Source organism: Amnibacterium sp. (assembly GCF_025463795.1).
In the GTDB taxonomy this organism is placed as follows: Bacteria; Actinomycetota; Actinomycetes; order Actinomycetales; family Microbacteriaceae; genus Amnibacterium.
The window spans coordinates 20,783-44,000 of the sequence record NZ_JAODBE010000070.1; the positions used below are offsets into that span (position 1 = coordinate 20,783).

Annotated in this window: 22 protein-coding genes; 6 read left to right on the plus strand and 16 right to left on the minus strand. The window is 70.3% G+C overall.

All coding sequences use genetic code 11. The features are described 5' to 3' along the window. Window position 1 precedes the first annotated feature (1 nt). The 3 genes from JWQ92_RS06755 to JWQ92_RS06765 are packed head-to-tail and all read right to left on the minus strand — an operon-like array spanning window position 2 to window position 3,322. A complete protein-coding gene (locus JWQ92_RS06755; RefSeq protein ID WP_297343704.1) occupies window positions 2–1,042 on the minus strand; it encodes a LacI family DNA-binding transcriptional regulator in 1,041 nt (346 codons plus the stop codon). Window positions 1,043–1,082: 40 nt separating this feature from the next. Next, window positions 1,083–2,354, minus strand: coding sequence for a Xaa-Pro peptidase family protein (locus tag JWQ92_RS06760; RefSeq protein WP_297343705.1), 1,272 nt, complete (start codon window positions 2,352–2,354; stop codon window positions 1,083–1,085). Continuing rightward, the gene (locus JWQ92_RS06765) at window positions 2,351–3,322 is read right to left on the minus strand and encodes an NAD(P)-dependent oxidoreductase (protein WP_297343706.1); all 972 of its coding nucleotides are present in this window, start codon (window positions 3,320–3,322) and stop codon (window positions 2,351–2,353) included. Before JWQ92_RS06765 ends, JWQ92_RS06760 begins: the two co-directional genes overlap by 4 nt. Window positions 3,323–3,697: 375 nt before the next feature. Between JWQ92_RS06765 and JWQ92_RS06770 the strand changes: the two genes are divergently transcribed. The 5 genes from JWQ92_RS06770 to JWQ92_RS06790 are packed head-to-tail and all read left to right on the plus strand — an operon-like array spanning window position 3,698 to window position 8,338. Further along, complete coding sequence (locus JWQ92_RS06770; protein ID WP_297343707.1) at window positions 3,698–4,885, plus strand: amino acid ABC transporter substrate-binding protein; 1,188 nt, start codon at window positions 3,698–3,700, stop codon at window positions 4,883–4,885. A 7-nt stretch (window positions 4,886–4,892) separates the two neighbouring features. Then, window positions 4,893–5,771: a branched-chain amino acid ABC transporter permease gene (locus tag JWQ92_RS06775; protein ID WP_297343708.1), complete on the plus strand. Its 879-nt coding sequence runs from the start codon at window positions 4,893–4,895 to the stop codon at window positions 5,769–5,771. Continuing rightward, window positions 5,768–6,808 (plus strand): branched-chain amino acid ABC transporter permease, encoded by a 1,041-nt coding sequence (locus JWQ92_RS06780; RefSeq protein ID WP_297343709.1) that lies wholly within the window; start codon window positions 5,768–5,770, stop codon window positions 6,806–6,808. Before JWQ92_RS06775 ends, JWQ92_RS06780 begins: the two co-directional genes overlap by 4 nt. Further along, entirely contained in the window at window positions 6,805–7,536 is a 732-nt protein-coding gene (locus JWQ92_RS06785; RefSeq protein ID WP_297343710.1) for an ABC transporter ATP-binding protein, read from the plus strand. Before JWQ92_RS06780 ends, JWQ92_RS06785 begins: the two co-directional genes overlap by 4 nt. After that, on the plus strand, window positions 7,529–8,338 hold the full coding sequence (locus tag JWQ92_RS06790) for an ABC transporter ATP-binding protein (protein ID WP_297343711.1): 810 nt from the start codon (window positions 7,529–7,531) through the stop codon (window positions 8,336–8,338). The genes JWQ92_RS06785 and JWQ92_RS06790 overlap by 8 nt, the downstream gene beginning before the upstream one ends. Before the next feature lie 79 nt (window positions 8,339–8,417). On the opposite strand, the gene JWQ92_RS06795 is transcribed toward JWQ92_RS06790, so the two are convergent. The 3 genes from JWQ92_RS06795 to JWQ92_RS06805 form a co-directional block, all read right to left on the minus strand. Continuing rightward, window positions 8,418–8,924, minus strand: coding sequence for an FMN-binding protein (locus JWQ92_RS06795; RefSeq protein ID WP_297343712.1), 507 nt, complete (start codon window positions 8,922–8,924; stop codon window positions 8,418–8,420). Beyond that, window positions 8,921–10,255, minus strand: coding sequence for a ferredoxin reductase family protein (locus JWQ92_RS06800; RefSeq protein ID WP_297343713.1), 1,335 nt, complete (start codon window positions 10,253–10,255; stop codon window positions 8,921–8,923). The genes JWQ92_RS06795 and JWQ92_RS06800 overlap by 4 nt, the downstream gene beginning before the upstream one ends. 273 nt (window positions 10,256–10,528) lie before the next feature. Continuing rightward, complete coding sequence (locus JWQ92_RS06805) at window positions 10,529–11,314, minus strand: biosynthetic peptidoglycan transglycosylase (RefSeq protein WP_297343714.1); 786 nt, start codon at window positions 11,312–11,314, stop codon at window positions 10,529–10,531. A 291-nt stretch (window positions 11,315–11,605) separates the two neighbouring features. On the opposite strand from JWQ92_RS06805, the gene JWQ92_RS06810 reads away from it, so the two are divergent. Further along, window positions 11,606–11,902: a DUF2277 domain-containing protein gene (locus JWQ92_RS06810; RefSeq protein WP_297343715.1), complete on the plus strand. Its 297-nt coding sequence runs from the start codon at window positions 11,606–11,608 to the stop codon at window positions 11,900–11,902. Between the two features lie 18 nt (window positions 11,903–11,920). Here JWQ92_RS06810 and JWQ92_RS06815 read toward each other — a convergent pair whose 3' ends face one another. The 10 genes from JWQ92_RS06815 to iolC all read right to left on the minus strand — a co-directional run bounded on the left by JWQ92_RS06815 (window position 11,921) and on the right by iolC (window position 23,152). Then, window positions 11,921–12,922, minus strand: coding sequence for a sugar phosphate isomerase/epimerase (locus JWQ92_RS06815; RefSeq protein WP_297343716.1), 1,002 nt, complete (start codon window positions 12,920–12,922; stop codon window positions 11,921–11,923). Window positions 12,923–12,984: 62 nt separating this feature from the next. After that, the gene (locus tag JWQ92_RS06820) at window positions 12,985–13,725 is read right to left on the minus strand and encodes a GntR family transcriptional regulator (RefSeq protein WP_297343755.1); all 741 of its coding nucleotides are present in this window, start codon (window positions 13,723–13,725) and stop codon (window positions 12,985–12,987) included. Between the two features lie 143 nt (window positions 13,726–13,868). Continuing rightward, window positions 13,869–14,753 carry a sugar phosphate isomerase/epimerase family protein gene (locus JWQ92_RS06825; protein WP_297343717.1) on the minus strand — a complete coding sequence of 295 codons (885 nt, stop codon included), beginning with the start codon at window positions 14,751–14,753 and terminating at the stop codon, window positions 13,869–13,871. Between the two features lie 7 nt (window positions 14,754–14,760). Next, window positions 14,761–15,816, minus strand: coding sequence for a Gfo/Idh/MocA family oxidoreductase (locus JWQ92_RS06830; RefSeq protein WP_297343718.1), 1,056 nt, complete (start codon window positions 15,814–15,816; stop codon window positions 14,761–14,763). Between the two features lie 34 nt (window positions 15,817–15,850). Further along, complete coding sequence (locus tag JWQ92_RS06835) at window positions 15,851–16,792, minus strand: sugar phosphate isomerase/epimerase (protein ID WP_297343719.1); 942 nt, start codon at window positions 16,790–16,792, stop codon at window positions 15,851–15,853. A 34-nt stretch (window positions 16,793–16,826) separates the two neighbouring features. Then, complete coding sequence (gene iolD, locus JWQ92_RS06840; RefSeq protein ID WP_297343720.1) at window positions 16,827–18,770, minus strand: 3D-(3,5/4)-trihydroxycyclohexane-1,2-dione acylhydrolase (decyclizing); 1,944 nt, start codon at window positions 18,768–18,770, stop codon at window positions 16,827–16,829. 13 nt (window positions 18,771–18,783) lie between these two features. After that, window positions 18,784–19,653: a 5-deoxy-glucuronate isomerase gene (gene iolB, locus JWQ92_RS06845; protein WP_297343756.1), complete on the minus strand. Its 870-nt coding sequence runs from the start codon at window positions 19,651–19,653 to the stop codon at window positions 18,784–18,786. 69 nt (window positions 19,654–19,722) lie between these two features. After that, on the minus strand, window positions 19,723–21,255 hold the full coding sequence (locus tag JWQ92_RS06850) for a CoA-acylating methylmalonate-semialdehyde dehydrogenase (RefSeq protein ID WP_297343721.1): 1,533 nt from the start codon (window positions 21,253–21,255) through the stop codon (window positions 19,723–19,725). A gap of 39 nt (window positions 21,256–21,294) precedes the next feature. After that, window positions 21,295–22,194 carry a deoxyribose-phosphate aldolase gene (locus JWQ92_RS06855; RefSeq protein ID WP_297343722.1) on the minus strand — a complete coding sequence of 300 codons (900 nt, stop codon included), beginning with the start codon at window positions 22,192–22,194 and terminating at the stop codon, window positions 21,295–21,297. Further along, entirely contained in the window at window positions 22,184–23,152 is a 969-nt protein-coding gene (gene iolC, locus JWQ92_RS06860; protein WP_297343723.1) for a 5-dehydro-2-deoxygluconokinase, read from the minus strand. The genes JWQ92_RS06855 and iolC overlap by 11 nt, the downstream gene beginning before the upstream one ends. Between the last annotated feature and the right edge of the window lie 66 nt (window positions 23,153–23,218).

The following is a 23,218-nucleotide window of genomic DNA, read 5'->3' on the forward strand; positions in this document are numbered from 1 at the left end:
TTCAGCCGGGGGCGGCGTGCACCTGGTCGGGTGGGGCGGTCGATCCCCGAACGACCAGGTGCACCGGGAGCACGATCCGCACGGGTGAGACGCCGGTGGCTTCCGCTTCCAGCTGGCCGAGCAGGAGCCGGGCCGCCTCTGCACCGAGATCGAAGTGGGGCACACGCACGGTCGTCATCGGCGGTTGGAAGTCGCCGGCGAACGGCATGTCGTTGAATCCCACCACCGAGACGTCGTCGGGACAGCGCAGGCCCTCCGCCCGCAGCGCGTGATACGCACCGAGCGCCAGCAGGTCGTTCCCGGCGACGATCGCGGTCGGCCGGTCGGCCGGATCGCCGAGTACGCCACGGGTGAGGCGCGTCCCCTCGTCGACGGAGTAGGCGGCAGCCGCCACGACCCGGCCCTCGAGCCCGAGCTCCGCGCAGCGGGTGACGAACGCGGCGGCACGGATCGTTCCGGTGGAGAAGCTGGCGGGGCCGGCGAGGTGGACCACACGGCGATGACCCAACGCGGCGAGGTGATCCAGCACGTCGCGGATGCCGGCCGCGTCGTCGCCGACCACGGCCGGGAACGGTATGCCGCGTGCGTCCCTGTTCACCATCACCGCCTTGATGCCGCGCTCGAACACCTCGGCGGCGGCGGCGTGCTCGCTGTGACCGGTCGCGAAGATCAACCCGTCGACCTGCCGTTGCAGGAGCGAGTCGACGAGGAGGCGCTCGAGGTCGTCCCTCCCGTCGGTGTTCACGATCACCGCCGAGTATCCGCGCGGCGCCAACGCGCTCTCGATGCCGCGCACCATCGGCGGGAAGATGGGATTGGTGAGGTCGGGGACCACCACGCCCACCGTGAGGGATGAACTCGTCCTGAGGCCCCGGGCGATCGAGTTCGGCGTGTAGCCGAGTTGTTTCGCCGCCCTGCGCACCCGGGCCACGGTGGCGCGGTTCACGCGCCCCTCGGTCTTGGGATTGAGGGCACGGGAGACGGTTCCCGCGTGGACGCCCGCGAGCCGGGCGACGTCCGCGATGGTCGCCCGGGTCGTCACGGCGCCACCCTAGCCATGCGGGACGGCTGCATGACGGACGTCAGTACTCGTGGGTGACGAACAGCTCCTGGGAGGGGAACTTCGTGAGGACGTGGGCGCCGGAGGGGGTGACGACGACCTCCTCCTCGATCCGGGCGCCCGAGTAGCCGTCGGATGCAGGGCAATAGGTCTCCAACGCGAAGACCATCCCGGACTGCACCTCGATCGGGTTGTCCAGGCTGTTCAGCCGCGAGATGATCGGCCGCTCGTGCAGGCCGAGCCCGAGGCCGTGGCCGAACTGCAGGCCGAACGCGGCGAGCTCGTTCGCGAAGCCGAACTCCTCGGCCTTGGGCCACCGACGTGCGATGTCGTCCGTGCCGACGCCCGCCTTCACGGTCGCGATCGCCGCGTCCATCCACTCGCGGGCCTTCGCGTACGCGTCGCGCTGACTCGAGGTGCTGGCACCGACGGCGAAGGTGCGGTAGTAGCAGGTCCGGTAGCCGTTGAACGAGTGGATGATGTCGAAGAAGGCCTGGTCTCCTGGCCGGATGATGCGATCGGTGAAGTTGTGGGGGTGGGGGTTGCACCGCTCCCCGGAGATGGAGTTGATGGCCTCGACCTGGTCCGACCCCATCTCGTAGAGCCGCTTGCTCGCGAGTGCGACGATCTGGTTCTCGCGCACGCCGGGCTTCAACGCCTCGACGATGTCCTGGTACACCCCGTCGACCATCGCCGCCGCCTGGTTCAGCAGCATGATCTCGTCCGCCGACTTGATCTGCCGGGCGTCCAGCATCAGCTGCTGGCAGTCGACGACCGTCAGGCCTTGGCGCTGCATCTCGAAGAGGAACGCCGGCTCGACGATGTCCAGCCCGACCGGAAGGTTCGCGACGCCCGCGTCCTCGAGGAGGCCTTTGATCTCGCGAACGGCGGACTCCATCAGGCCGGCCGACGGCGCGATCGCCCCGCGCATCCCGAGCATGCCCGGCCGGTTGTTCCCCTCCTCGAGCCAGGGCGAGTACAGCTTGTGGTGGCGAACCGCGGAGCCGAAGTCCCAGAGCATCGGCTCACCGCCCTTCGTGAGCAGCGAGTACCGCGTCATCTTGTCCCCGAGCGCCCCTCCTACCCAGGACTGCGTGGTGTACCGGATGTTGTAGAAGTCGAAGAGCAGGAAGGCGCCGCACTCGCTGGACTCGAGGGCCGCTTTCGCGCGGCCGATCCGGTAGTCGCGGAGCCGGGGGAAGTCGACCCGCATCTCGTAGTCGACCGCCATCTGACCGAGGGCCATCGGCGGCTTCTCGGTCGCCGTGCTCTGCTCGCGCCACAGCGGCGTCATCGAACGACCTCGCTCACCGCGCGCGCCTCACGGGCCTGCTCCGGCAGTCCGTCATCGACCACCGCGTGCTCCGATTCGAGCGCGAGTCCGGCACCCCGCGCGACCTCGACGATCAACGTGGCGAAGTCCTCGTCCCGGTGGCCTGCTCCGACCGCGGCGGCCACGAGCTGCGCTGTAGCGCTGGCCACGGGCATCGGCACATCGAGGTCGTGCGCCGCCGCGAGGCCGAGGTCGAAGTCCTTCCGAAGCAGAGGCATCGTGAACGTCGGGGAGAAGTCGAGGTTCACGAGCGCCGGCGACTTGTAGCGGGTGAAGGTCGAGCCCATCACGGAGTCGTTGAGGAACTCGAGGAACGCCGCCCGGCTGACACCGCCGCGCTCGGCCAGCACGGTGATCTCGGCGAGCGACTGGGTGACCACGCCGAGGAACACGTTGTGGCAGATCTTCACCAGCCTCGCCACCTCGCCGTCGCCGACGTAGGTGACGCCACGACCGAAGTGCGCCAGCATCGGCTCGACCTCGTCGAAGGCCTCCCTCGGCCCGGAGACGGCGACCGTCAGCTTCCCGGCCTTGATCACCTTGGGATTGCCGCTCACCGGAGCGGCCAGGAGCACGGTTCCGAGCTCCGCCGCCCGTCGCCGCACCTCCTCGGAGGCGTCGACCGACACGGTGGACGAGTCGACGATGATCCGGGGCCGTCGGCCCGGGTCGGTGAGCAGTCCGTCGTCGCCGGTCATCACGGCGTGCAGATCACTCGACGCGGACACCATCGAGAAGACGATGTCGCAGGCGGCGAGCTCGACCGGTCGGTCGACGACGGTCGCGCCGTACTCGGCGAGGGGTTCGGCCTTGCTCCTCGTGCGGTTGTAGACCGTCACCTCGTAGCCGGCGTCGAGCAGCCGACGACAGAGCTGGAAGCCCATGCGTCCGGTACCGATCCAGCCGACACGTCCAGGATTCTCGGGCACGGAGACCCCTCTCACTGCATTGTGAATGCAAACGTTTGCCAGTATCGATGCTTCTCCATCGACCGTCAAGCGACCCGCCCCACGAGGGACGTCCCGCGCCGTCTGGTGCCCAGAATGCCGGAGGAGTGCACAGATCCAGGTCCCTTCTCCGTGAGGCTCGACCGCCGCGACACGCCATGCCGGCCTCGGTCGATTGACACGGACGCACCTGGGTGCCATCGTGTCGCAAACGATTGCAGCGATGCTCTTCGCACTCCTTCGGGACGCGGGCATCGAGCCTGGATCGCCCCGCGAAGAGGAGCAATGATGCAACTTCGGTTCGGCAGAGGTCGACGGGCACGCTTCGGCGCGGCCGCCGCGATCACCATCGGTGCGTTGGCGTTGTCCGCGTGCAGCTCCGGGGGCGGCGGAGGCGGCGGCTCGAGCAGCGGCACCAAGACGCCGCTGAAGATCGGGATCTCGCTCTCCCTCACAGGCGACTTCTCCGACTCGGGAAAGGCTGCACAGCGCGGCTACGAGCTCTGGCAGAGCGTCGCGAACAAGGCGGGAGGCGTACTCGGCCGGAAGGTGCAGCTCTCGATCGTCGATGACGCGTCGAACCCCGACCAGGTGGTGACGAACTACACCAACCTGATCACCCAGCAGAAGGTCGACCTCGTCTTCGGCCCGTACTCGAGCCTGCTCACCGTTCCGGCGTCCCGCGTGGCCAGCCGGTACCACTACAGCTTCATCGAGCCGGCCGGCGGCGGCCCCTCGGTGTTCGCGCAGAAGCTGACGAACCTGTTCTTCGTGCAGCCGGCCGCGACGACGAAGGGCGGTGACGTCTTCGCGAACTACATCCTGTCCCTGCCCGCCTCGCAGCGGCCGAAGACCGCCGCGTACGCGAAGCTCGACGACCCCTTCTCCGCGCCGATCGCCGACAACATCCGCAAGCGCTTCGAAGCGGCGGGCATCAAGACCGTCTACGACCAGACCTATCCGTCGGAGACCGCGGACATGACGCCGATCATCTCCGGCATCGCGGCGAAGAACCCGGACGTGGTCGTCGGTGGCTCGCAGGAGGGTGACGCCTTCGCGCAGATCAAGGCGATGATCCAGCTGAAGTTCGACCCGAAGTACCTGTTCGAGTCGAACGGGGCGAACTCCCCTGGCGACTTCCCGGCCGCCGTAGGGCTGCCGAACACGAACGGCGTGTTCTCCAGCGCCGACTGGTACGCCGATTCCACGATCGCGGGCAGCAAGCAGTTCATCGCCGACTACATCGCGAAGTACGGCGGAACGGCCAACAAGATCGACCCGACCTCCGCGGAGGCGTACTCGGCCGGGATGCTGCTGCAGGAGGTGGCGAAGAAGACCGGCAAGGTCGACAACGCGACGATCATCAGCACGCTCCACTCCGGCACCTGGCCGACCCTCGTCGGGAACCTGAAGTGGAACCAGTACGGCGAGCCGCAGGGCGACTACGTGCTCGTGCAGTGGATCGACGGCAAGCTGCAGACGGTGTTCCCGGCCAACGGCGCGCAGCACACGCCGCTCGCCCCGAAGCCTGCCTGGGCCGGGTGACCGGGACGTGCACGCACTGATCCAGGCGATCATCCTCGGCATCCTCACCGGCGGCGTCTACGCGTTGATGGCGAGCGGCCAGACGCTGATCTTCGGAATCATGAAGATCGTCAACCTCGCTCAGGGTGCGCTCGTCGTTCTGGGCGCGTATCTGACGTACACGCTCTTCACGACGTTCGGACTCGATCCGTTCCTCTCGATCGTCATCACCACGCCGCTGCTGTTCCTGGTGGGCGTCGTCGTGCAGCGGGTGCTCATCCGCCCGCTGCGCGGCAGCGACGTCGCGGAGCTGTCGCTGCTCGTCACGTTCGCGGTGGCGTTGGCGATCGAGGGAGCCCTGTCGTTCGCGTACGGCTCCACCCTGACCAACGTGCAGCCGGCGTACGCCAACTCGAGCTGGACGGTGCTCGGCTTCCAGGTCAGCGTCGTGCGGTTCGTCGCGTTCGTGCTGTCGCTCGTCCTGCTGGCGGCCCTGTACTTCATCCTGCAGCGCACGAAGTTCGGCCGGTCGGTCCGGGCGACGGTGCAGAACCCCGCCTCCGCGGAGCTGCTCGGCGTGAACGCGTCACGGGTGTCCGCCATCGGGTTCGGACTGGGGGCCGCGACCGCCGCGGCCGCCGGTTCGGTGTTCGGCATGCTGAACGCCTTCAACCCGGGCAGCCACTACGACCTCATCAGCCGCCTCCTCACGGTCGTCGTGCTCGGCGGCCTCGGCAGCATCGGCGGATCGGTCATCGCAGCCCTGGTGATGGGCGTCGCCTCCTCCATCGTCTCGGCCGAAGCGGCGCCCATCTGGGGCGACTTCACGTTCTTCGTGGTGCTGCTGCTCGTGCTGCTGCTGCGCCCTCGCGGCCTGTTCGGCGCCCGGGTCCGGGGAGCGCTGTGAAGCCCGTCGGCCGAGCTGGCCTCCTCCGCGCCGGGATCTTCTTCCTCCTGCTCGCCCTGATCCCCGTGCTCGGGGCCCCCGGATGGCTGCTGACGACCCTGATCTTCACGGTCATGTACGCGGGCCTCGCGAGCTCCTGGAACCTCGTCGGCGGCTACGCCGGCTACCCGTCGCTCGGCCACGTGGCGTTCTTCGGCATCGGTGCCTATGCGATCGGACTCGTGTTCACGAACAGCGTCGGGAGCGGTTTCGAGCCGTTCCTCCTGCTGCCGGTGATCGGCGTCGCGGTCGGCCTGCTCAGCATCCCCGTCGGCTGGATCGCGATGCGCACCCGTGCGGACGTGTTCGCGATCGTCACGATCACGCTGCTGTTCATCACCCAGACCCTGGCCTTCAACCTCAAGGACCTCACCGGTGGTGCGCAGGGGAAGAGCGTCGCTCCCCCGCCCTTCCCGGTCGAGACCTTCGACTGGCCGTTCTACTACGCGATGGTCGTCATGCTGGCGATCGCCATGGCGATCTCGCTCTACTTCCGGCGGAGCAAGATCGGTCTGTCGCTCGCGACCGTCCGCGCCGACGAGGACAAGGCGCACGGCATCGGCGTCCGGGTCACCGCGGTCAAGCTGCTGGCATTCGCGGTCAGCTGCGGCCTGGTGGCGATGATCGGCGGCGTGTGGGCCTACTACGTCGGCTTCATCTATCCGCAGTTCGCGGTCGATCCGCTGATCACCATCGGGATGGTGCTGATGGCGTTCCTCGGCGGACGCGGAACGCTCTGGGGTCCCGTGCTCGGAGCCTTCATCCTCGTTCCTGCGCAGGAGTACTTCGCCCAGACGTTCGGCGCCAGCGAGCTCTACCTGCTCGCCTACGCGGCCGTGTTCATCGTGATCATGCTGTTCCTTCCCCGCGGCATCCTGCCCTCCGTGTCCGAGAGGCTGGCCCGCCGACGTCTGGCGGCACGCGGCCCCGGCGAGTCGCCCGGCACCGACGCGGCCCGACCTGTCGATCCGGCCGTGCGGATGGAGGCGGCCCGATGACTGCACTGCTCGAGGTCGAAGGGCTGACCAAGCGGTTCGGCGGCGTGGCCGCCGTCGACGACTGCAGCTTCAGCGTCGAGGCCGGCACCATCACCGCCCTGATCGGACCGAACGGATCCGGCAAGACGACCGCCTTCAACATGATCACCGGATACCTGAAGCAGGACTCCGGAACGGTCCGGTTCGACGGCGGCGCGGTCGAGCGCGCGCGTCCCGCCCAGCTCTACCGACGCGGCTTGTCGAGGACGTTCCAGCAGGCGCGGATCTTCCCGGAGCTCACCGCCATCGAGAACCTCGTGGTTGCAGCGGGCTTCAGCTGGCGAGACCTCTTCGGACGCCGGGTCTCGAAGCGGGACGAGGAACGGGCACGCCGGATGCTCGACGAGTTCCGGCTCAGCCACCTCGCCGACCTGCCTGCGGGAGACCTGTCCTACGGCCAGCGCAAGCTGCTCGAGTTCGCCGCCGTGCTGATGAGCTCGCCGAAGCTCGTCCTCCTCGACGAGCCGACCGCCGGCGTGAACCCGGTGATGATCGACGCGATGGAGCGACACATCCGTGAGCGCAACGCGGCGGGCGTCACCTTCCTGATCGTCGAGCACGACATGCAGCTCGTGATGAGGCTGTGCGATCCCGTCATCGTGCTCGACCAGGGCGCCCCGATCGCGTTCGGGCCGCCCGCAGCGATCCAGACGGATGAACGAGTCCTGGAGGCGTACCTCGGTGGCTGAGATCACGACGACCGTCGCCCTGCCCGCGCAGGGTGAAGCGCTGCTGGAGCTCGGCGGGGTCACGGCCGGATACGGTGCAGGCCTGATCCTCCGGGGTGTCGACCTGACCGTCAACCGCGGTGAGATCGTCTGCCTCATCGGCCCGAACGGCGCCGGGAAGTCGACCGTGCTGAAGACGGTGAGCGGTCTGCTCACCGCGAAGGACGGCTTCGTCCGCTTCGCCGGCAACGACCTGAACCGCCTCTCGCCGCGGGAGCGACTCGGTCTCGGCATCGTGCACGTTCCGCAGGACCGGAGCCTCTTCCCCGGCATGACGGTGTGGGAGAACGTCGAGATGGGCGCGTTCGTCCTGAACGACCGCGCACTCGTGCGCCGGCGGCTCGAGGAGGTCACCGAACGCTTCCCCATCGTCGGTCGGCGGCGCACCTCGCTGGCCGGGTCCCTGTCCGGCGGCGAGCAGAAGCAGGTCGAGCTGGCTCGGTCGCTCATGCTGGACCCCGCCCTGATCCTGCTCGACGAACCGTCGATCGGTCTCGACCCGAAATCCCGCACCGCCGTGTTCGCGAGCATCGCGCAGCTCACCGAAGACGGCAGGACCGTTCTGCTCGTGGAGCAGAACGCCCGATCCGGCCTGGCGGTCGCGCATCGGGGAGCGGTCCTCGAAGCCGGACGGGTCGCCCTGACCGGGGCCGGATCAGCCCTTCTGGAAGACCCCGAGGTGGGACGGCTGTACCTCGGTGCGAGCGCAGCGGGCAAGACGCCTCGACTCGACGCGGCCGCTCCTGCAGCCGCGGCGCCCTAGCCGGCGCTGGACCACCACCGGATCGGCGCAGCACTCGAAGGCGGAACCACGTCGGCTGGAGGGACGCGCGGGAGCGAGCTCAGAGGTTCGCCTTGTCGATGGCCGACTGGAGCGAGCTGAGATAGCCCTCGCAGGTGTACGTGGCGCCGCTGACGGTGTCGATCTTCGCGGACTGCGCGGAGAGCGCCTCCTGCCGGAGGACCGGCGCGGCGGACTCGCTGATCTGCACCGATCGGGGGTCCTGGTTCGTCAGCTGCAGGGCCTTGACGTCGGTGATCCTGCTGCGCCTCACGACGATCTCGACCTGCATCGGCCCGTACCGGGTCTGCTCCGTCGTTCCCACGAACGTGCCGCTGACGCCGCTGGCGGTGGCGGTCGGTGTCGCCGACGGGGTGGCCGAGGCCGAGGCGCTCGCCGACGACGTGGTGGCCGACGATGCGGCGGACGAGGAGGAGGACGATGTCGGGTCCGCCGCTGCAGCAGCGGCCTGGGCCGCGGGCTGGAGAATCGACTGCCCGATCTCGCCGCCGCCGACGAGGACGGCGGCGCAGCCGGCGAGGGACAGGGCGAGAGCGCGCGGTCTCATGAATCGAACCTCTCGAGGTGGATGCGGTAGGCCGGAACGCCCGCCTTGCGGCAGTCGGCGGCGACGAGATCGGCCCAGGACTGCGGGCCGCAGATGTAGACGTCGGAGTCGAGCAGGTGGGGGAAGATGCGGCGCAGGGTGACCTGGTGCTCGACGGCAGCCGCCGACATCCACGTCTTCACGCCACGCGGACGGTGGCCCGTCATCGACCACGCCTTGCCCCCGCCGGCCTGGACCAGGCCGGTCACCTCGTCCCAGAGGTAGGTCGCCCCGTCGTCCCCGGCCCGGAGCAGGACCGTCGCCTCGCCGGGTTCCAGAGCCGAGTCCTCGAGGAGCGCCCGAACGGGAGTGACCCCGATGCCCGCGGTGATCGCCGTGAGGTACGGCGCGGTGCGGGTCCGGTCGGAGAAGACGCCGTACGGTCCCTCGACGCTCACGAAGGCGCCCGTCGGCAGTCGGGTCAGACGATCCGTGCCGCCGCCGAGGACCCGGACCGTGAGCCGCAGCCGGTTCCGTGAGGGGGCGCTCGAGAAGGAGATCGGGTGGGCGTGCCACCAGGTGCGGGCGGTCCAGAACCGGAACACCGCGAACTGGCCGCCGCGCGCCCCGAACCGCTCGAGGTGCTTCCCGCGCAGGTGGATGGAGACGACGTCCGCTGCGATCACCTCGACCCCCTCGACCCGGAACGCGTGCTCCGCGCTCGTCAGCAGCGGCGTCACGAACCGGTGGATGAGCACCGCCCCGAAGGCGAGCACGTAGAGCGCGATCCAGAACACGCGCTCGGGCGTCCCGGACGCGAGCACGGCGCCCGCGGACAGCTCGTGCGGCACGGCCACGAGCACGCCCGCATAGCTGACCAGATGCACGAGATGCCAGATCTCGTACTGCAGCCGCTTCCGCACCGCGACGAGTGACGTCACGACCACCGCGATCAGCAGCACGAGGCCGAGGTAGGCGAGGGTCATGTCGAGGTTCGCGGTGAGCAGCTGCCACGTCTCACGGAGCGGGTTCGCCCCATCCGAGAGGCCGTAGCCGAGGGTGAGGAGCACGGCGTGCGCGAGGAGCAGGGAGAGCGCCGGCTTGCCGATCCGCCGATGCGCGGCGAGCGCCTTGTCATGCCCGAAGGTGCGGTCGATGAGCGGCACCCGCGCGACGAGCACGAGCATGACGAGCAGCAGGTCGGTCGCGGCGAGGCCCGCGACGATGCCCGCCGCGGTCACGATCCCGGAGGGGCCGGTGCTGGTCGCAGCGCCGCCTGAAGCGAAGAAGAGGGCGATCGCGGCCGCGACCGAGGTCCACGCGGCGGCGACGAGCAGGTCGGCGGAGCGCATCCGACGACGTCGGCGAACGGTGCGCTCCTCCTGCGCGAGCGAGTGCCAGGAAGGCGGCTGGGTGAAGGGTCTGACAGGCTGCGACTGTGGGGCCATCAGATCGGCGGTCGGGGCGGGCATGTCTGCTCCAGACGTCGGTCGGTGTTGTCTCCCATGGTCGAAGACCTCTCGATGCGGCCCCGGTGCCGATGCGATGAGCCTCCGATGAGGCGCCCCGCGTTCATTCGAGGTCTCACTTCTTCCGACCCTCCGTTGCCGGAGCCGGCCCACGTCCTAACGGAGCCCCAGCGGCGTCGCGGCCAGCCTCGACGCCTGCTCGGGCGTGAGCGACCCGGTCGCAGCGAGGCGGGACAGCACGTGTGCGCGCCGGCTGAGGGCGAGCGCCGGATGCGCCGTGGGGTCGTACGCGCTCGGCGCCTGCACCAGGCCGGCGAGGAGTGCCGCTTGCTGCCAGTCGAGGTGTTCGGGCGACGTGCCGAAGTAGCCCTCCGACGCCGCGGCCAGGCCGTAGTAGCCGTGCCCGAAGTAGGCGGTGTCGAGGTACATCCGGAGGATCTGCGCCTTCGAGAAGTCGGTGTCCAGCTTCAGCGCGAGCCCCACCTGCTCGAGCTGATCGACCGGCTGCCGCCGGCCGCCCGTGTAGAGCATCTTCGCCAGCTGCTGCTCGATCGTGGCACCACCGGTGTCCCCGGAGGCACCCGTGACGGTCCCCCGGGCCCACCGCAGCACTCCGGCCGGGTCGATGCCGATGTTCGTGCGGAACTGCGCATCCTCGGTGGCGATCAGGGCGTCGGCGACCTTCGGCGGAGTGGGGTCGCTGAACTGCACGACACCACGGCTCGCGGCGAGCTGCGCGGTTCGTGCCTCCGCGTCCGCCGCGCTCGGCACCACGAGCTCGAGGCCGGCCCAGGCCAGGGCGGCGATGACCACGACGCACAGCACCAGGCCGGCGATCGCGCGCGTTCCGCGCCGCCGGCGACGGGCTCTGCGGCGGCGCTCGGCGAGCGGACTCGCGGCGTTCCGCCGACCGGGGGCGACGTCGGCACGGACCGTGGACATCGGGCCGCTCCTCTCCACGTCGTTCCCCGGATCCGTTCTGCGGCCGGTCGGCGGCCGGGGCCGGGTTCGGCGAGACGGCCGCCGCCCGGATCCGCCTGCCCGTTCCGACGGACGACTATCGCGGGCGGGGCCCACCGAGCGATGGTGCCCTGCCGGATGAGCAGGATCTCGGGAGGCGGACAAGGATCGACTGAGGACGCGACCCCGAGCCGGGGCGACGTCCCCGCGCTGGGGCGTCGCATCCAGGCGCCCGGCTACCGCGCTTCGACGTCACGGCTTATCGTCGCCCTCATGTGCAGGAACATCCGCTGCCTCCACAACTTCGAACCGGCGACGACGGACGACGAGGTGCGCGAGGCCGCTCTCCAGTTCGTCCGCAAGGTCAGCGGGTCGACGCACCCGTCCCGCGCGAACACCCCGGCGTTCGACCAGGCGATCGAGGAGATCGCTCAGGCCACCCGCCGGATGCTCGACCAGCTGGTCACGAACGCGCCGCCCAGGACCCGCGAGGTCGAGGCGATCAAGGGCCGGCAGCGGCACGAGAAGCGCATGGAGCGCGAGGTCAGGATCCGCACCGCATCGGCGTAGCCCGGCACGGACGTTCGGTCAGGTGTCGATCCCCGCCCGTCGAGCCGCATCCAGGAGCACGGCGGCGGCGACCTCGATTCCCTCGATGCGCCCGAGCGAGACGTCCTCGTGCTCGATGTTCACCAGCATGTCGGGATCCACCGCGTGCAGCGCTGCGAGCCAGGTCGACCAGTACGCGACGTCGTGGCCGCGGCCGAGGGCGACGAAGTCCCACGCCGCGTCCGTGGGCCACTCGTTCACCCACTCGTCGCCGCCGAGGTTGGTCCTGGCTTCGTCCGGCCGCATCCGCCGGAAGCGGTTGTCGAGGACGCCGTGGACGGCCGCGGCGGGATTCACGCGGACGTCTTTCGCGGCCGCATGGAACACGAGCTGACCGAGGTCCTGCACGACGGCCGGGTCCATCTGCTGCCAGAACAGGTGTGATGCGTCGAGCTCGACCCCGATGCTGGTCGCGTCGGTGCGCTCGAGCAGCTCGCGGATGCCGGCCGGGTTGAACACGAGGTTCTGGGGGTGCAGCTCGAGGGCGACCTTGACGCCGAGATCGGCCGCCTCACGGTCGATCTCGCGCCAGAGCGACTCCGCGACGTGCCACTGGTAGTCCAGGACATCCAGTGCGGCCGAGTTCCAGGCGTTCACGATCCAGTTCGGCCGGCTCGCCCCGGGCTCCCCGCCCGGCAGGCCCGACATGGTCACGACGCGCTGCTGGCCGAGCCGGTTCGCGAGGCGGATCGACCGTCGCACGTCCTCCGCGTGCCGGTCGCCGATCGCCTGATCGGGGTGGAGCGGGTTGCCGTTGCAGTTGAGCCCGGCGATCTCGACGCCGGTGCCGTCGAAGAGCCCGAGGAAGTCGTCCCCGGCGGCGTCCGACTCCAGGATGTCGTCGAAGGTCGGGAGATGCACGGCCGGCAGGAAGCCGCCGGAGTTGAGCTCGATGCCGGTGAGGCCCAGCCCGCCGATGACCTCGAGGGCCTCGGGCAGCGGACGGTCGCGCAGGATCGCGTTGTAGAGGCCGAACTTCACCGGGACACCGCCAGTCGTCGAGAGGAACGGGATGGACCCGCGGCCGCACGCGGCGGCCGCGATCAGTGACCGACGAGCGTGATCTCGAACGAGTAGAGATCGGGCCGGTAGCAGTGGTGACCGAACTCCGCCGCCTTGCCGCTCGCGTCGTACGCCGTGCGGTCCATCGTGAGCAGCGGGCCGTTGCGATCGATCTCGAGCAGCTTGCTCTCGGCCGGCGTCGCACGACGGGCGCCGATCCGCTGGCGTGCGACCCGCATGGTCACGCCCCGCATCCGCAGCAGCTGATAGAGACCGTGCTGGCGGAGCTGCTCCTCGGTCAGATCCGTGAAGTCCTCCGGCAGGTAGTTCTCCAGGATCGAGACGGGAACGCCGTCCGCTCCACGCAGCCGCCGGAGGTGCAGCACGGGGCTGCCGAGCTCGACGCCGAGCGCGTCCACCATGCGCTGGTCCGCCTCGATCACCTCGCGCCGCAGCAGCGTGGTGGTGGGATGCTGCCCGGTGCGCTCGAGGTCCTCCCAGAGGCTCGTCAGCTCGACCTGCCGGGTCACGGATCCGTGCACGACCTGGGTGCCGATGCCCCTGCGCCGCACGATCAGGCCCTTGTCCACGAGCTCCTGGATCGCGCGCCGGATGGTGGGCCTCGAGAGCCCGAGCCGCTCGCTCAGGGCGATCTCGTTCTCGAGCCGGGCTCCGGCGGGCAGATCTCCGGAACGGATGGCCTGCTCGATGCCGGTGGCGATCTGGAAGTACAGGGGTACCGGGCCCGACCGGTCCGTGAGCAGGACCGAGTCCGGGAGCATCGTGATCTCCGTGTTCGGCACCGCACTCCTCAGCTTTATGTCTTAACAGGCTAGCAAAGTCGCGACTTTGTCCGCATCCCTGAGTGGACCTGAAAGCGCACGCGCGGTGTGCCGCGGCACGCGCCCTGCAGGCCTGACGCCCGTCATGCCGCTCCGCCCGCTCGACGGATCCGTTGCGTGATCTGCTCGAGCTGGAACCGGGAGACCTCGTCGGCGCGCTCGTCCTCCGCGAAGACGTTCGAGACGATCATCGAGTCGTCGCGGTCGTAGAAGCCGTTCGCGCCCAGAGCGGCGAAGAACACGTCCCAGTCGACGTCGCCGTCACCGAGCGGGAGGTGCTGGTGGACCCGGGCCGCGTTCCCCGGCGGGTTCGAGATGTAGCGCAGGCCGTGACTGCGGTGGTGGTCGAAGCTGTCGGCGACGTACGCCGCGCCGAGCCGGGCGCCGGCGGACGACATGATCCCGGCCGCGTCGCCGCCGTAGTGGAACGTGTGGGACCCCACGTAGACGAATCCGACCGCCGACGAGTTCAGTCCCCGGATGATTCGGACCGCCTCGAGACCGTCCTCGACGAAGTCGTCGGGATGCGGGTCGACGTTCACGCGGATGCCCTCGCGCTCGAAGATCGGCAGCAGCTCCTCCATCGAGCGGTAGAAGGCCCGCTCGGACTCCTCCGATCGCTCCGGCCGGCCGGAGAACTCCGTGTTGATCACCGGCACCTCGAGCTCCACGGCGATCTCGATGATGCGCGTCCAGTTCCGCACGGCGGCGAGCCGCGGCTCCTCGTCGGGCCATGACCAGCGCTGCACCGGCAGCAGGGAGGAGATGCCGATCCCGGCGTCCTTCGCCCGCTTCTTCACCGCCGCGAGGAGCTCGTCGTCGACGCGCGGATGGCGGAAGAACGGCAGGAAGTCCACGTGCGGTGTGAGCTGGTACCACTCGTACCCGAGCTCCGCCGCCTTGTCCGCGAAGTCGAGCAGCCCGTGGGTCGCGTGGTACGGGGTGGGGTCGAGCGCGATCCTGACCATGCGTGCCTCAGGCGTAGAAGTCGGGCTTGGCGGCGGTGGCGACGTCGACCGGGCCGGTGGTGTGCTGAGCCGCGACGCCCGCCTCGCAGGCGAGCGCGACGCGGTAGCCGTCCCAGGCCGAGGGCCCGTCGATCGTGCCCCGCGCGGCCGCGTCGACCCAGCGCTGGATCTGCTCGTCGTACGCGGGGGCGAATCGCGTCGTGAAGGACATGTGCTCGGCGGTGACGACATGGCCGTCGCGCCAGGCGGTCAAGCCGGCCGTGCGGCCGATCTCGGCGATGCCGTGTTCGAACACCGCCTCGGTCTTCACCTGGTAGCCGAACCCCACGTTCACGTTGATCTCGACGTCGGCGAGCACCCCGTTCTCGAGCTGCAGCAGCACGAGCGCCGGATCGGCGAAGGCCGACACCGAGTTGCGACGCAGCGGCTTCACCTCGACGGACGCGATGTCCGACCCGGCGAGCCAGGGGACGACGTCGAACTCGTGCACCACCGAGTCGGTGATCAGCATGGCCTCCGTGTACGACGACGCGACCGACGGGTTGCGGTGGACGCAGTGCAGCCCGAGGAGCGCGCCGAGATCGGACGTCTCGACGAGGTTCCGGAGCTCCCGGTACTGCGGGTCGAAGCGGCGCATGAAGCCCACCTGGATGTGCGGCCGATCGAGCCGCTGCTCCACCTCGAGGATGCGGGCGGACGAGTCGCTGTCCTGCGTCAGGGGCTTCTCGCAGAGGATCTCGAGGCCCGCCTCGAGTGCGGGGAGCAGGACCGGCTCGTGCAGGAAGCCCGGTGTGGCGATCAGCACGGCATCGAGGTCGTCCCGGTCGATGGCCTCCTCGATCCGCGTCCGCGCGACGGATCCGGGCGCGGCGGCGACCCCGGCAGCCGCTCGGCCCTCGTCGGGCTCGACGACCGCGACGACCGCTGCGCCCCGGATGCGGTTCGTGATCCGGTTGATGTGGTCGGCGCCCATCATCCCGGCGCCGACGACGGCGACCCGGAGGTCGCGGGCGTCCGCGTCACGGCGGGCGGCGCCGGCGGGCGTCACGGTGGTGCTGCTCATGTCGAGGTCCTCGTGTTCGTCGGGGAGGTGTCGGTCACGCGATCCGCGCGTGACGGGTGCACGAGAAGATGTGCTCCCGGGTACGGGTCGCGATCGGTAGCGGCTGATCGAGACGTGCGACCGGGTACATGTCCTGCTCGACGATCGCGAAGATCTCCGGATCGATCGCGCTGACCGCGTCGATGATCGGGCCGAGCGCGGGCACGCCGGCGGGGGGCTCGACCATGATCCCCTGCGGGACGGCCTCGGCGAACGGGACGTCGTTCTTCAGCACCTCGAACAGCAGCTCCGGGTCCACCTGCTTGAGGTGCAGGTACCCGATCCGATCCGGCCGCTCCCGGATGAGGCGCAGGTTGTCGCCGCCGTAGTAGGCGAAGTGTCCGGTGTCGAGGCAGAGGTTCGTGTACCGCACGTCCGTCTCGTCGAGGAGGCGCGTCACCTCCCGGTAGGTGCCGACGTGGCTGTCCGCGTGGGAGTGGAACTGCTGACGGACGCCGAACTCGTCGAGGAGGGCCTTGCCGAGCCGGTCGTGACCGGCCGCGAGGCGGCTCCACTGCTCGTCGGTCAGGGTGCGGGACTCCAGGACCTCCGCGGTCGCGTCGCTGCGCCACAGGTCGGGGATGACCACGAGGTGGTCGGCGCCGAGCTTCGAGGCGAGACCGGCGACGTCGAGCGCCTGGTCCCATGCCCGCTGCCACTGGTCGTCCCCCTTGTGGAACCCGGTGAAGACGGTTCCGGCCGAGAGCCGGAGTCCTCGCGCGCCGAGCTCGTCCTCCAGGTGGTGGGGGTCCGTCGGCAGGTAGCCGTACGGGCCGAGCTCGATCCAGGTGTATCCGGCGGCCTGCACCTCGTCGAGGAAGCGGGCCCACGGGATCTGGCGCGGGTCGCTCGGGAACCAGACACCCCAGGAGTCGGGAGCGGTGCCGATGCGGAGCGCGGGCTCCGCGGCTCGTTCGGTCGCGGTCGGATCGGTCACAGCGTCGTTCCCCTCATGGTCGGCCCGGTTCTTCTCAGCCGAGCAGCGGCTTCTGGGCGGCCCGCTGCTCCTCGTACTCGGCCCTCGCGCGGATGGTCGTGTCGAGCGTGGAGACGCCGGCCACGGGCACGTCCCACCAGCCGCCGCCGTCGGGGGCGTAGAGCAGCGGATCGCTGTTGATGTGCACGACGGTCGTGCGGGCCGAGGCCTTGGCCGCGAGCACCGCCGTCTTCAGGTCGTCGATCGCGTCGGGGCCCGGCTCGACCTCGATCACGTCGACGCCGTAGCTGCGCGCGTTGGCGGCGAGGTCGACGGGCAGCCGCTGCTCCCCCTGGAAGTCGAGCGAGTCGGGATCCTGGAACCGGTACTGCGTTCCGTAGCGCTCGGACCCGACCGTCTCGGACAGGTGCCCGATCGAGGCGTAGCCGTGGTTCTGGATCAGGACGACGATGATCTTGAGGCCTTCCGCGACGGCGGTGACGAGCTCGGTGTGCAGCATCAGGTACGAGCCGTCGCCGACCATCACGAGCACGTCCCGGTCCGGCGCGGCCCTGCGCACCCCCAGGCCGCCCGCGATCTCGTACCCCATGCAGGAGAAGGCGTACTCGACGTGGTACCCGAGCGGATCCCGCACCCGCCACAACTTGTGCAGGTCGCCGGGCAGCGACCCGGCGGCCTGCACGACGACGTCGCGCGGATCGGAGACGGACTGCACCGCACCGATGATCTCCGGCTGGCCGGGCAGGGTGCGACCGGACGGCTCGAAAGCCGCATCGACCAGCCGATCCCACTCCGCCTTGCCGGCCGCGATCTCCTCCGCGTACGCCGGAGCGACCCGGTGGCCGTCGAGTGCTGCTGCGAGCGCGGTGACGGCCTCCCGGGCGTCGGCGATCACCGGGAGCTGGGTGCCGTGCTTGTAGGCGTCGAACCCCGCGATGTTGATGTTCACGAAGATCACGCCGTCGCGCTGGAACACGGTCCGGCTCGCGGTGGTGAAGTCGCTGTACCGGGTGCCGATGCCGATCACCACGTCGGCGGTCTCGGCGACGCGGTTCGCGGCCGCGGTTCCTGTCGCGCCCACCCCGCCGAGGTACTGGGCGGAGTCCCAGGGCAGCGCTCCGCCGCCGGCCTGCGAAGTGCCGACGGGGATGCCGGTCGCCTCGACGAATGCGGCGAGCGCTGCTTCCGCCTCGGAGTAGAGCACGCCCCCGCCCGCGATGATCATCGGCCGGTCGGCACGACGGATCGCGGCCGCGGCACGGTCCAGCGGGCCCCGCTCGGGCAGCGGTCGCCGGATGTGCCAGTCGCGGGGCGCGAGGAACTCGACCGGCACCTCGATGGTCTCCGCCTGGACGTCCTCCGGGAGCGCGATCGTCACCGCACCGGTCTCGGCGGGGTCCGTCAGCACGCGGAGTGCGGCGAGGGCGATCGAGAAGAGCTGCTCGGGCCGCTGCACCCGGTCGAAGAACCGAGACACGGGCCGGAAGGCGTCGGTGACCTGGATGCCGGGGTCGTGCGGGTGCTCGAGCTGCTGCAGCACGGGGTCCGAGACGCGGGTCGCGAACGTGTCGCTCGGCAGCAGCAGGGCGGGCAGCCGGTTCGCGGTCGCGAGCGCCGCGCCGGTCAGCATGTTCGCGGCGCCCGGACCCACGGAGGCCGCCGCTGCATAGGTGGCGCGGCGCCGGCGCATGCGGGCGTAGCCCACCGCCTGGTGCACCATCGCCTGCTCGTTGCGGGCCTGGTGGTAGGGCATGAGCCCCGGGCGGTCGTGGTGCAGCTGCTGGAGGGCCTGGCCGATCCCGGCCACGTTGCCGTGGCCGAAGATGCCGAAGGTGCCGGCGATCGTGCGCTCGCGCACGTCGCCGTCGACCGTCCACTGGTTCGCGAGGAACTCCACGAGCGCCTGCGCGACCGTCATGGTGCGGGAGCGCCGAGGCGTGTGGACGGTGCGGGTCTCGGGCTCGACGTCGATGCTCATCGGTGGTCCCTCCTCATGGGGCGTAGGGCAGTCGGGGATCAGGGAACCGGCCGTCCCAGGTCGAGCGGATCCAAGCGTGCGCGGGGTCGTCGCTGATGCGCCAGGCCCGGTCGGGCCCGGGACCCGCCATGACGTTCAGGTAGTAGAGGTCGTAGCCGGGAGCCGCGGCGGCCGGCCCGTGGTAGCCGTACGGCACCAGTGCGACGTCCCCCGTCCGCACCATCGCGGCGGTGTCGATCGCGCCCGCCGGCGAGGAGTAGGTGGCGAAGAAGCCGAACGGATCGCCTCCCTCCGGCGCGGTGGAGCCGCGGGTAGGGGCGGCCTCGAAGTAGTAGATCTCCTCGAGCCGGCTCTCCGTCGGTCCCGCCTCGTCGTGCTTGTGGGGCGGATACGAGGACCAGTTCTCCGCGGGCGTGATCACCTCGCACACGATGAGCTTCGCCGCGTCGAGCCCGTCGGGCGTGCCGAAGTTGTGGACCTGCCGGGTGGAGCGGCCGGCGCCGCGGATCTCGAGCGGCACCTCGGCCGCGGGCAGGTGGGCGTCCGGCAGCACCTGGTCGGTCGGCGCCTCGGCGACGGCGACCCGGCCGGAGCCGGAGATCGTCGCGGCGGAGCCGGCTCCGAGGTAGACGACGTCCGTGGGGCCGTCGAACACCCCGGCCCTGCCGGTGAGCTCGAAGACGCGCAGCGGGGTGGCGACCCGGAAGGCGCCGCTGAGCGGCACGACCATCCGCTCGACCTCATCGGCCGGCAGCTCGACCGTCCCGCCGTCGAGGCTCGCCACGCGGAGACCCGTGTGCTGCCAGCCGTCGAGATCCGGCCCCACCACCGTCTCCCAGTCCTCCTGGGCGAGGCGGTGCCTCGGGAAGAACCAGTCGTTCATCGTCACGTCGTCGTGTTCCTCATGCAGGGGCGTCCCGCAGGCCCGGACGGGTGCGGGACGCCGGGGCGGTCAGTTCTGCGGGAAGCCCAGGTCGACCCCGCCGTGGCTCGGGTCCAGCCAGCGGGACGTCACCGCCTTCTGCTGGGTGAAGAACTTCACGCCTTCGACGCCGTGCGCCTTGGTGTCGCCGAACAGGGATTGCTTCCAGCCGCCGAACGAGAACGTGGCGACGGGGACGGGGATCGGCACGTTGATGCCGATCATGCCGACCTCGATCTCGTTCTGGAACCGGCGAGCGGCTCCCCCGTCGTTGGTGAAGATCGCGGTGCCGTTGCCGAACGCCCCCGAGTTGATGAGCTCGACGCCGTCCTCGTAGGTGGCGACGCGGACGACCGAGAGCACCGGGCCGAAGATCTCCTCCGTGTAGGCCTTCGACGTCGTCGGCACCTTGTCGAGCAGGGTCGGTCCCAGCCAGAACCCGTTGCTGTCGCCGTCGACCTGGACGCCGCGGCCGTCGACGACGACCTCCGCGCCGTCCTCGGCCGCGATGTCGATGTAGGACGCGACCTTGTCACGATGCGCCTCGGTGACGAGCGGGCCCATGTCGCAGTTGCGGCGGCCGTCGCCGATCTTCAGGCCGGACATCCGGTCGGTGATCTTCGAGATGAGGTCGTCCGCCACCGGCTCCACCGCGACGACGACGGAGATGGCCATGCACCGCTCCCCCGCGGAACCGAAGCCCGCGTTGATCGCCGAATCGGCGACGAGGTCGAGATCCGCGTCGGGCAGCACGAGCATGTGGTTCTTCGCCCCGCCGAGGGCCTGCACCCGCTTGCCGTGCTTCGTGCCGGTCTCGTACACGTACTGGGCGATCGGCGTCGAACCCACGAACGAGATCGACCGCACGTCGTCGTGGGTGAGAAGGCCGTCGACCGCGACCTTGTCCCCGTTCAGCACGTTGTAGACCCCGTCGGGCAGCCCGGCCTCCTGCCACAGCTTCGCGATCCACAGCGACGCGGACGGGTCCTTCTCGCTCGGCTTGATCACCACCGTGTTCCCCGCCGCGATCGCGATGGGGAAGAACCACATCGGGACCATGGCCGGGAAGTTGAACGGGGAGATGATCCCGACGACGCCCAGCGGCTGCCGCAGGGAGTAGACGTCGACGCCCGTGGAGACCTGCTCCGAGAACTCACCCTTCAGGTGGTGCGCCATCCCGGTCGCGAACTCCACGACCTCCTGCCCGCGGCTGATCTCGCCGAGCGCGTCGGACAGCACCTTGCCGTGCTCGCTCGTGATGATCTCGGCGAGCTCGCCCTTGCGGGCGTTGAGCAGCTCGCGGAAGGCGAAGAGGATGGCCTGCTTCCGGGCGAGGGAGAGGTCCCGCCACGCCGGATAGGCGGCCTTCGCCGCGGCGACGGCCGCGTCCACGTCCGCCTCGTCGGCGAGGGCGACCTGCTTCGTGGCGATGCCGAGTGCGGGATCGAACACCGGCGCCCTGCGGGTGCCGGTGCCGGGCACCTCGGCGCCGGCGATCCAGTGCGGGACGACCGGCACGGTGTCGGACTCGGCGCGATCGGTGGTGGGGGCGGTGGTGGTCATGCGGGTCCTCGATCGATGTGGTGGAGGGATGCCGTCCGGTCAGCGGACGGGCGAGGTCGAGTGGACGAGCGACGCGGCCGTGTCGACGGCGGCGGCCACGTCGTCGTCGTCCGGGTAGAGCAGGGTGCGGCCCGCGACGATGCCGCGGACGCCGGGAAGGGCGAGGGCGTCGGCCCACGCCCCGAAGAGCTGTTCCTGCTCCGTCGCGGAGTCGCCGCCGAGCAGGAGGGTGGGCAGGGTCGTCGCGGCCATGACCTCCTCCATCCTGTCGACCACCGGCAGCTTCAGCCAGGAGTAGGCCGAGCTGGCCCCGAGGCCGGAGGCGATCGCGACGGATCGCACGACGGCGTCCGTCGACAGGTCGTTCACGATACGGCCGTCGTGCCATCCGGTGAGGAACGGTTCGAGCATGATCGGCAGGTGCGCCTCGGCTGCGGCCGTCACGGCACGAGCGGTCGCTTCGAGGGTGGCGGCGGTGCCCAGGTCCTCGAGGTTGATGCGGATCAGCAGCTTCGCGAAGTCGATCCCGTCGCGGACCATGGTCGGCACGTCGTACCCGGTGAAGCGGTCGTCCATCTCGAAGGCCGCACCGCGCAGGCCGCCTCGGTTCATGGAGCCGACGACCACGCGCCCGTCGAGCGCGCCCAGGATCGCGAGATCCTCGATGATGTCGGGCGTGCCGAGGACGCCGTCGACGCCCGGTCGGCGGAGCGCGGTCACGAGTCGCACCAGGAGGTCGTAGCGATCCGCCATCGCGGTCTCCCGACCGCCGGCGGCCAGTGCACCGCGGGCCGGGTGGTCGGCGGCGACGATGAAGAGCCGGCCGTCGCCCGTCAGCAGGTCTCGGCGGGGTCGTGCCCGGAGCAGCTCGCCGACGAGGGCGGGCTGCTCGGCGCGGAGCCGGCGCAGCCGGTCGAAGTCGATCGCGTCAGAGGACATCGACCGGCTCCTGCAGCACCGCTTCGACCTCGTCCGTGGTCGGCATGGCGGTCGAGCATTCGAGGCGACCGGCGACGATGGCACCGGCGATGTTGGCGAACCGGAGCACGCGCTCAAGCGGCCAGTCCTGCAGCAGCCCGTAGCAGAGCGCCCCGCCGAATCCGTCGCCGGCCCCGAGGCCGTTGACGACATCGATCAGGTAGGCCGCCACCTCCACGCGTTCGGTCCGCGTCTTCGCGAGCACGCCACGCGGTCCCTGCTTGACCACGGCCAGCTCCACTCCCCGTTCGAGCAGCGCGTCGGCCGCGCGGTCGGGATCGGTCTCGCCGACGGCGATCGCGCACTCCTCCCGGTTGCCGACGGCGACGGTCACATGGTCGAGGGCGGCGCCGACCGCGCGCCGGGCATGGTCGGGGCTGCGCCAGAACATCGGCCGGTAGTCGAGGTCCAGGATCGTCAGCGGGCTGCGCCCCCGGGCCTCCCAAGCGGTGTGGTGCGCGGTGCGGCTCGGTTCGTGGCTGAGCCCGGTGACGGTCGACCAGTAGATGCGGGCTCGGGTGATGGCGTCGAGGTCGAGCTCCGACGCGCTGATCGCCAGGTCGGGCGCGATCGGGTCGCGGTAGAAGTACAGCGGGAAGTCGTCCGGCGGGAAGATCTCGCAGAACGTGACGGGCGTGTGCAAGCGGTCGACCGCGCTGACGAAGCGGTCGTCCACCCCCAGGCGCTGGAGCTCCTTGTGCACGAACCGGCCGAACGGGTCGGCGCCGGTGCGCGTGATGACCGCGGTCCGCAGGCCGTGTCGAGCGCCGGCGATCGCGACGTTGGTCGCGCTGCCGCCGAGGTACTTCCCGAACGTCTCGACGTCCTCCAGGCCCACGCCGGCCTGGAGGGGATACATGTCGACGCCGACCCGGCCGATGGTGACCAGGTCGAACCGCGAGCCGGCGCGTCCGGTCATGCGGCGATGCGCTTCCGGTCGTGGACTGCCGTCGGAGCGGGACGAGCCGGGAGGCCGCGACGCCAC

Excerpts from the sequence above, each read along its gene's own strand:
- JWQ92_RS06760 (WP_297343705.1), bottom strand. The coding sequence starts at position 2,354 with ATGACGCCGCTGTGGCGCGAGCAGAGCACGGCGACCGAGAAGCCGCCG.
- JWQ92_RS06785 (WP_297343710.1), top strand. The coding sequence starts at position 6,805 with ATGACTGCACTGCTCGAGGTCGAAGGGCTGACCAAGCGGTTCGGCGGC.
- JWQ92_RS06795 (WP_297343712.1), bottom strand. The coding sequence starts at position 8,924 with ATGAGACCGCGCGCTCTCGCCCTGTCCCTCGCCGGCTGCGCCGCCGTC.
- JWQ92_RS06800 (WP_297343713.1), bottom strand. The coding sequence starts at position 10,255 with ATGCGCTCCGCCGACCTGCTCGTCGCCGCCGCGTGGACCTCGGTCGCG.
- JWQ92_RS06805 (WP_297343714.1), bottom strand. The coding sequence starts at position 11,314 with ATGTCCACGGTCCGTGCCGACGTCGCCCCCGGTCGGCGGAACGCCGCG.
- JWQ92_RS06810 (WP_297343715.1), top strand. The coding sequence starts at position 11,606 with ATGTGCAGGAACATCCGCTGCCTCCACAACTTCGAACCGGCGACGACG.
- JWQ92_RS06820 (WP_297343755.1), bottom strand. The coding sequence starts at position 13,725 with ATGCTCCCGGACTCGGTCCTGCTCACGGACCGGTCGGGCCCGGTACCC.
- JWQ92_RS06825 (WP_297343717.1), bottom strand. The coding sequence starts at position 14,753 with ATGGTCAGGATCGCGCTCGACCCCACCCCGTACCACGCGACCCACGGG.
- JWQ92_RS06830 (WP_297343718.1), bottom strand. The coding sequence starts at position 15,816 with ATGAGCAGCACCACCGTGACGCCCGCCGGCGCCGCCCGCCGTGACGCG.
- iolD (WP_297343720.1), bottom strand. The coding sequence starts at position 18,770 with ATGAGCATCGACGTCGAGCCCGAGACCCGCACCGTCCACACGCCTCGG.
- iolB (WP_297343756.1), bottom strand. The coding sequence starts at position 19,653 with ATGAACGACTGGTTCTTCCCGAGGCACCGCCTCGCCCAGGAGGACTGG.
- JWQ92_RS06850 (WP_297343721.1), bottom strand. The coding sequence starts at position 21,255 with ATGACCACCACCGCCCCCACCACCGATCGCGCCGAGTCCGACACCGTG.
- JWQ92_RS06855 (WP_297343722.1), bottom strand. The coding sequence starts at position 22,194 with ATGTCCTCTGACGCGATCGACTTCGACCGGCTGCGCCGGCTCCGCGCC.
- iolC (WP_297343723.1), bottom strand. The coding sequence starts at position 23,152 with ATGACCGGACGCGCCGGCTCGCGGTTCGACCTGGTCACCATCGGCCGG.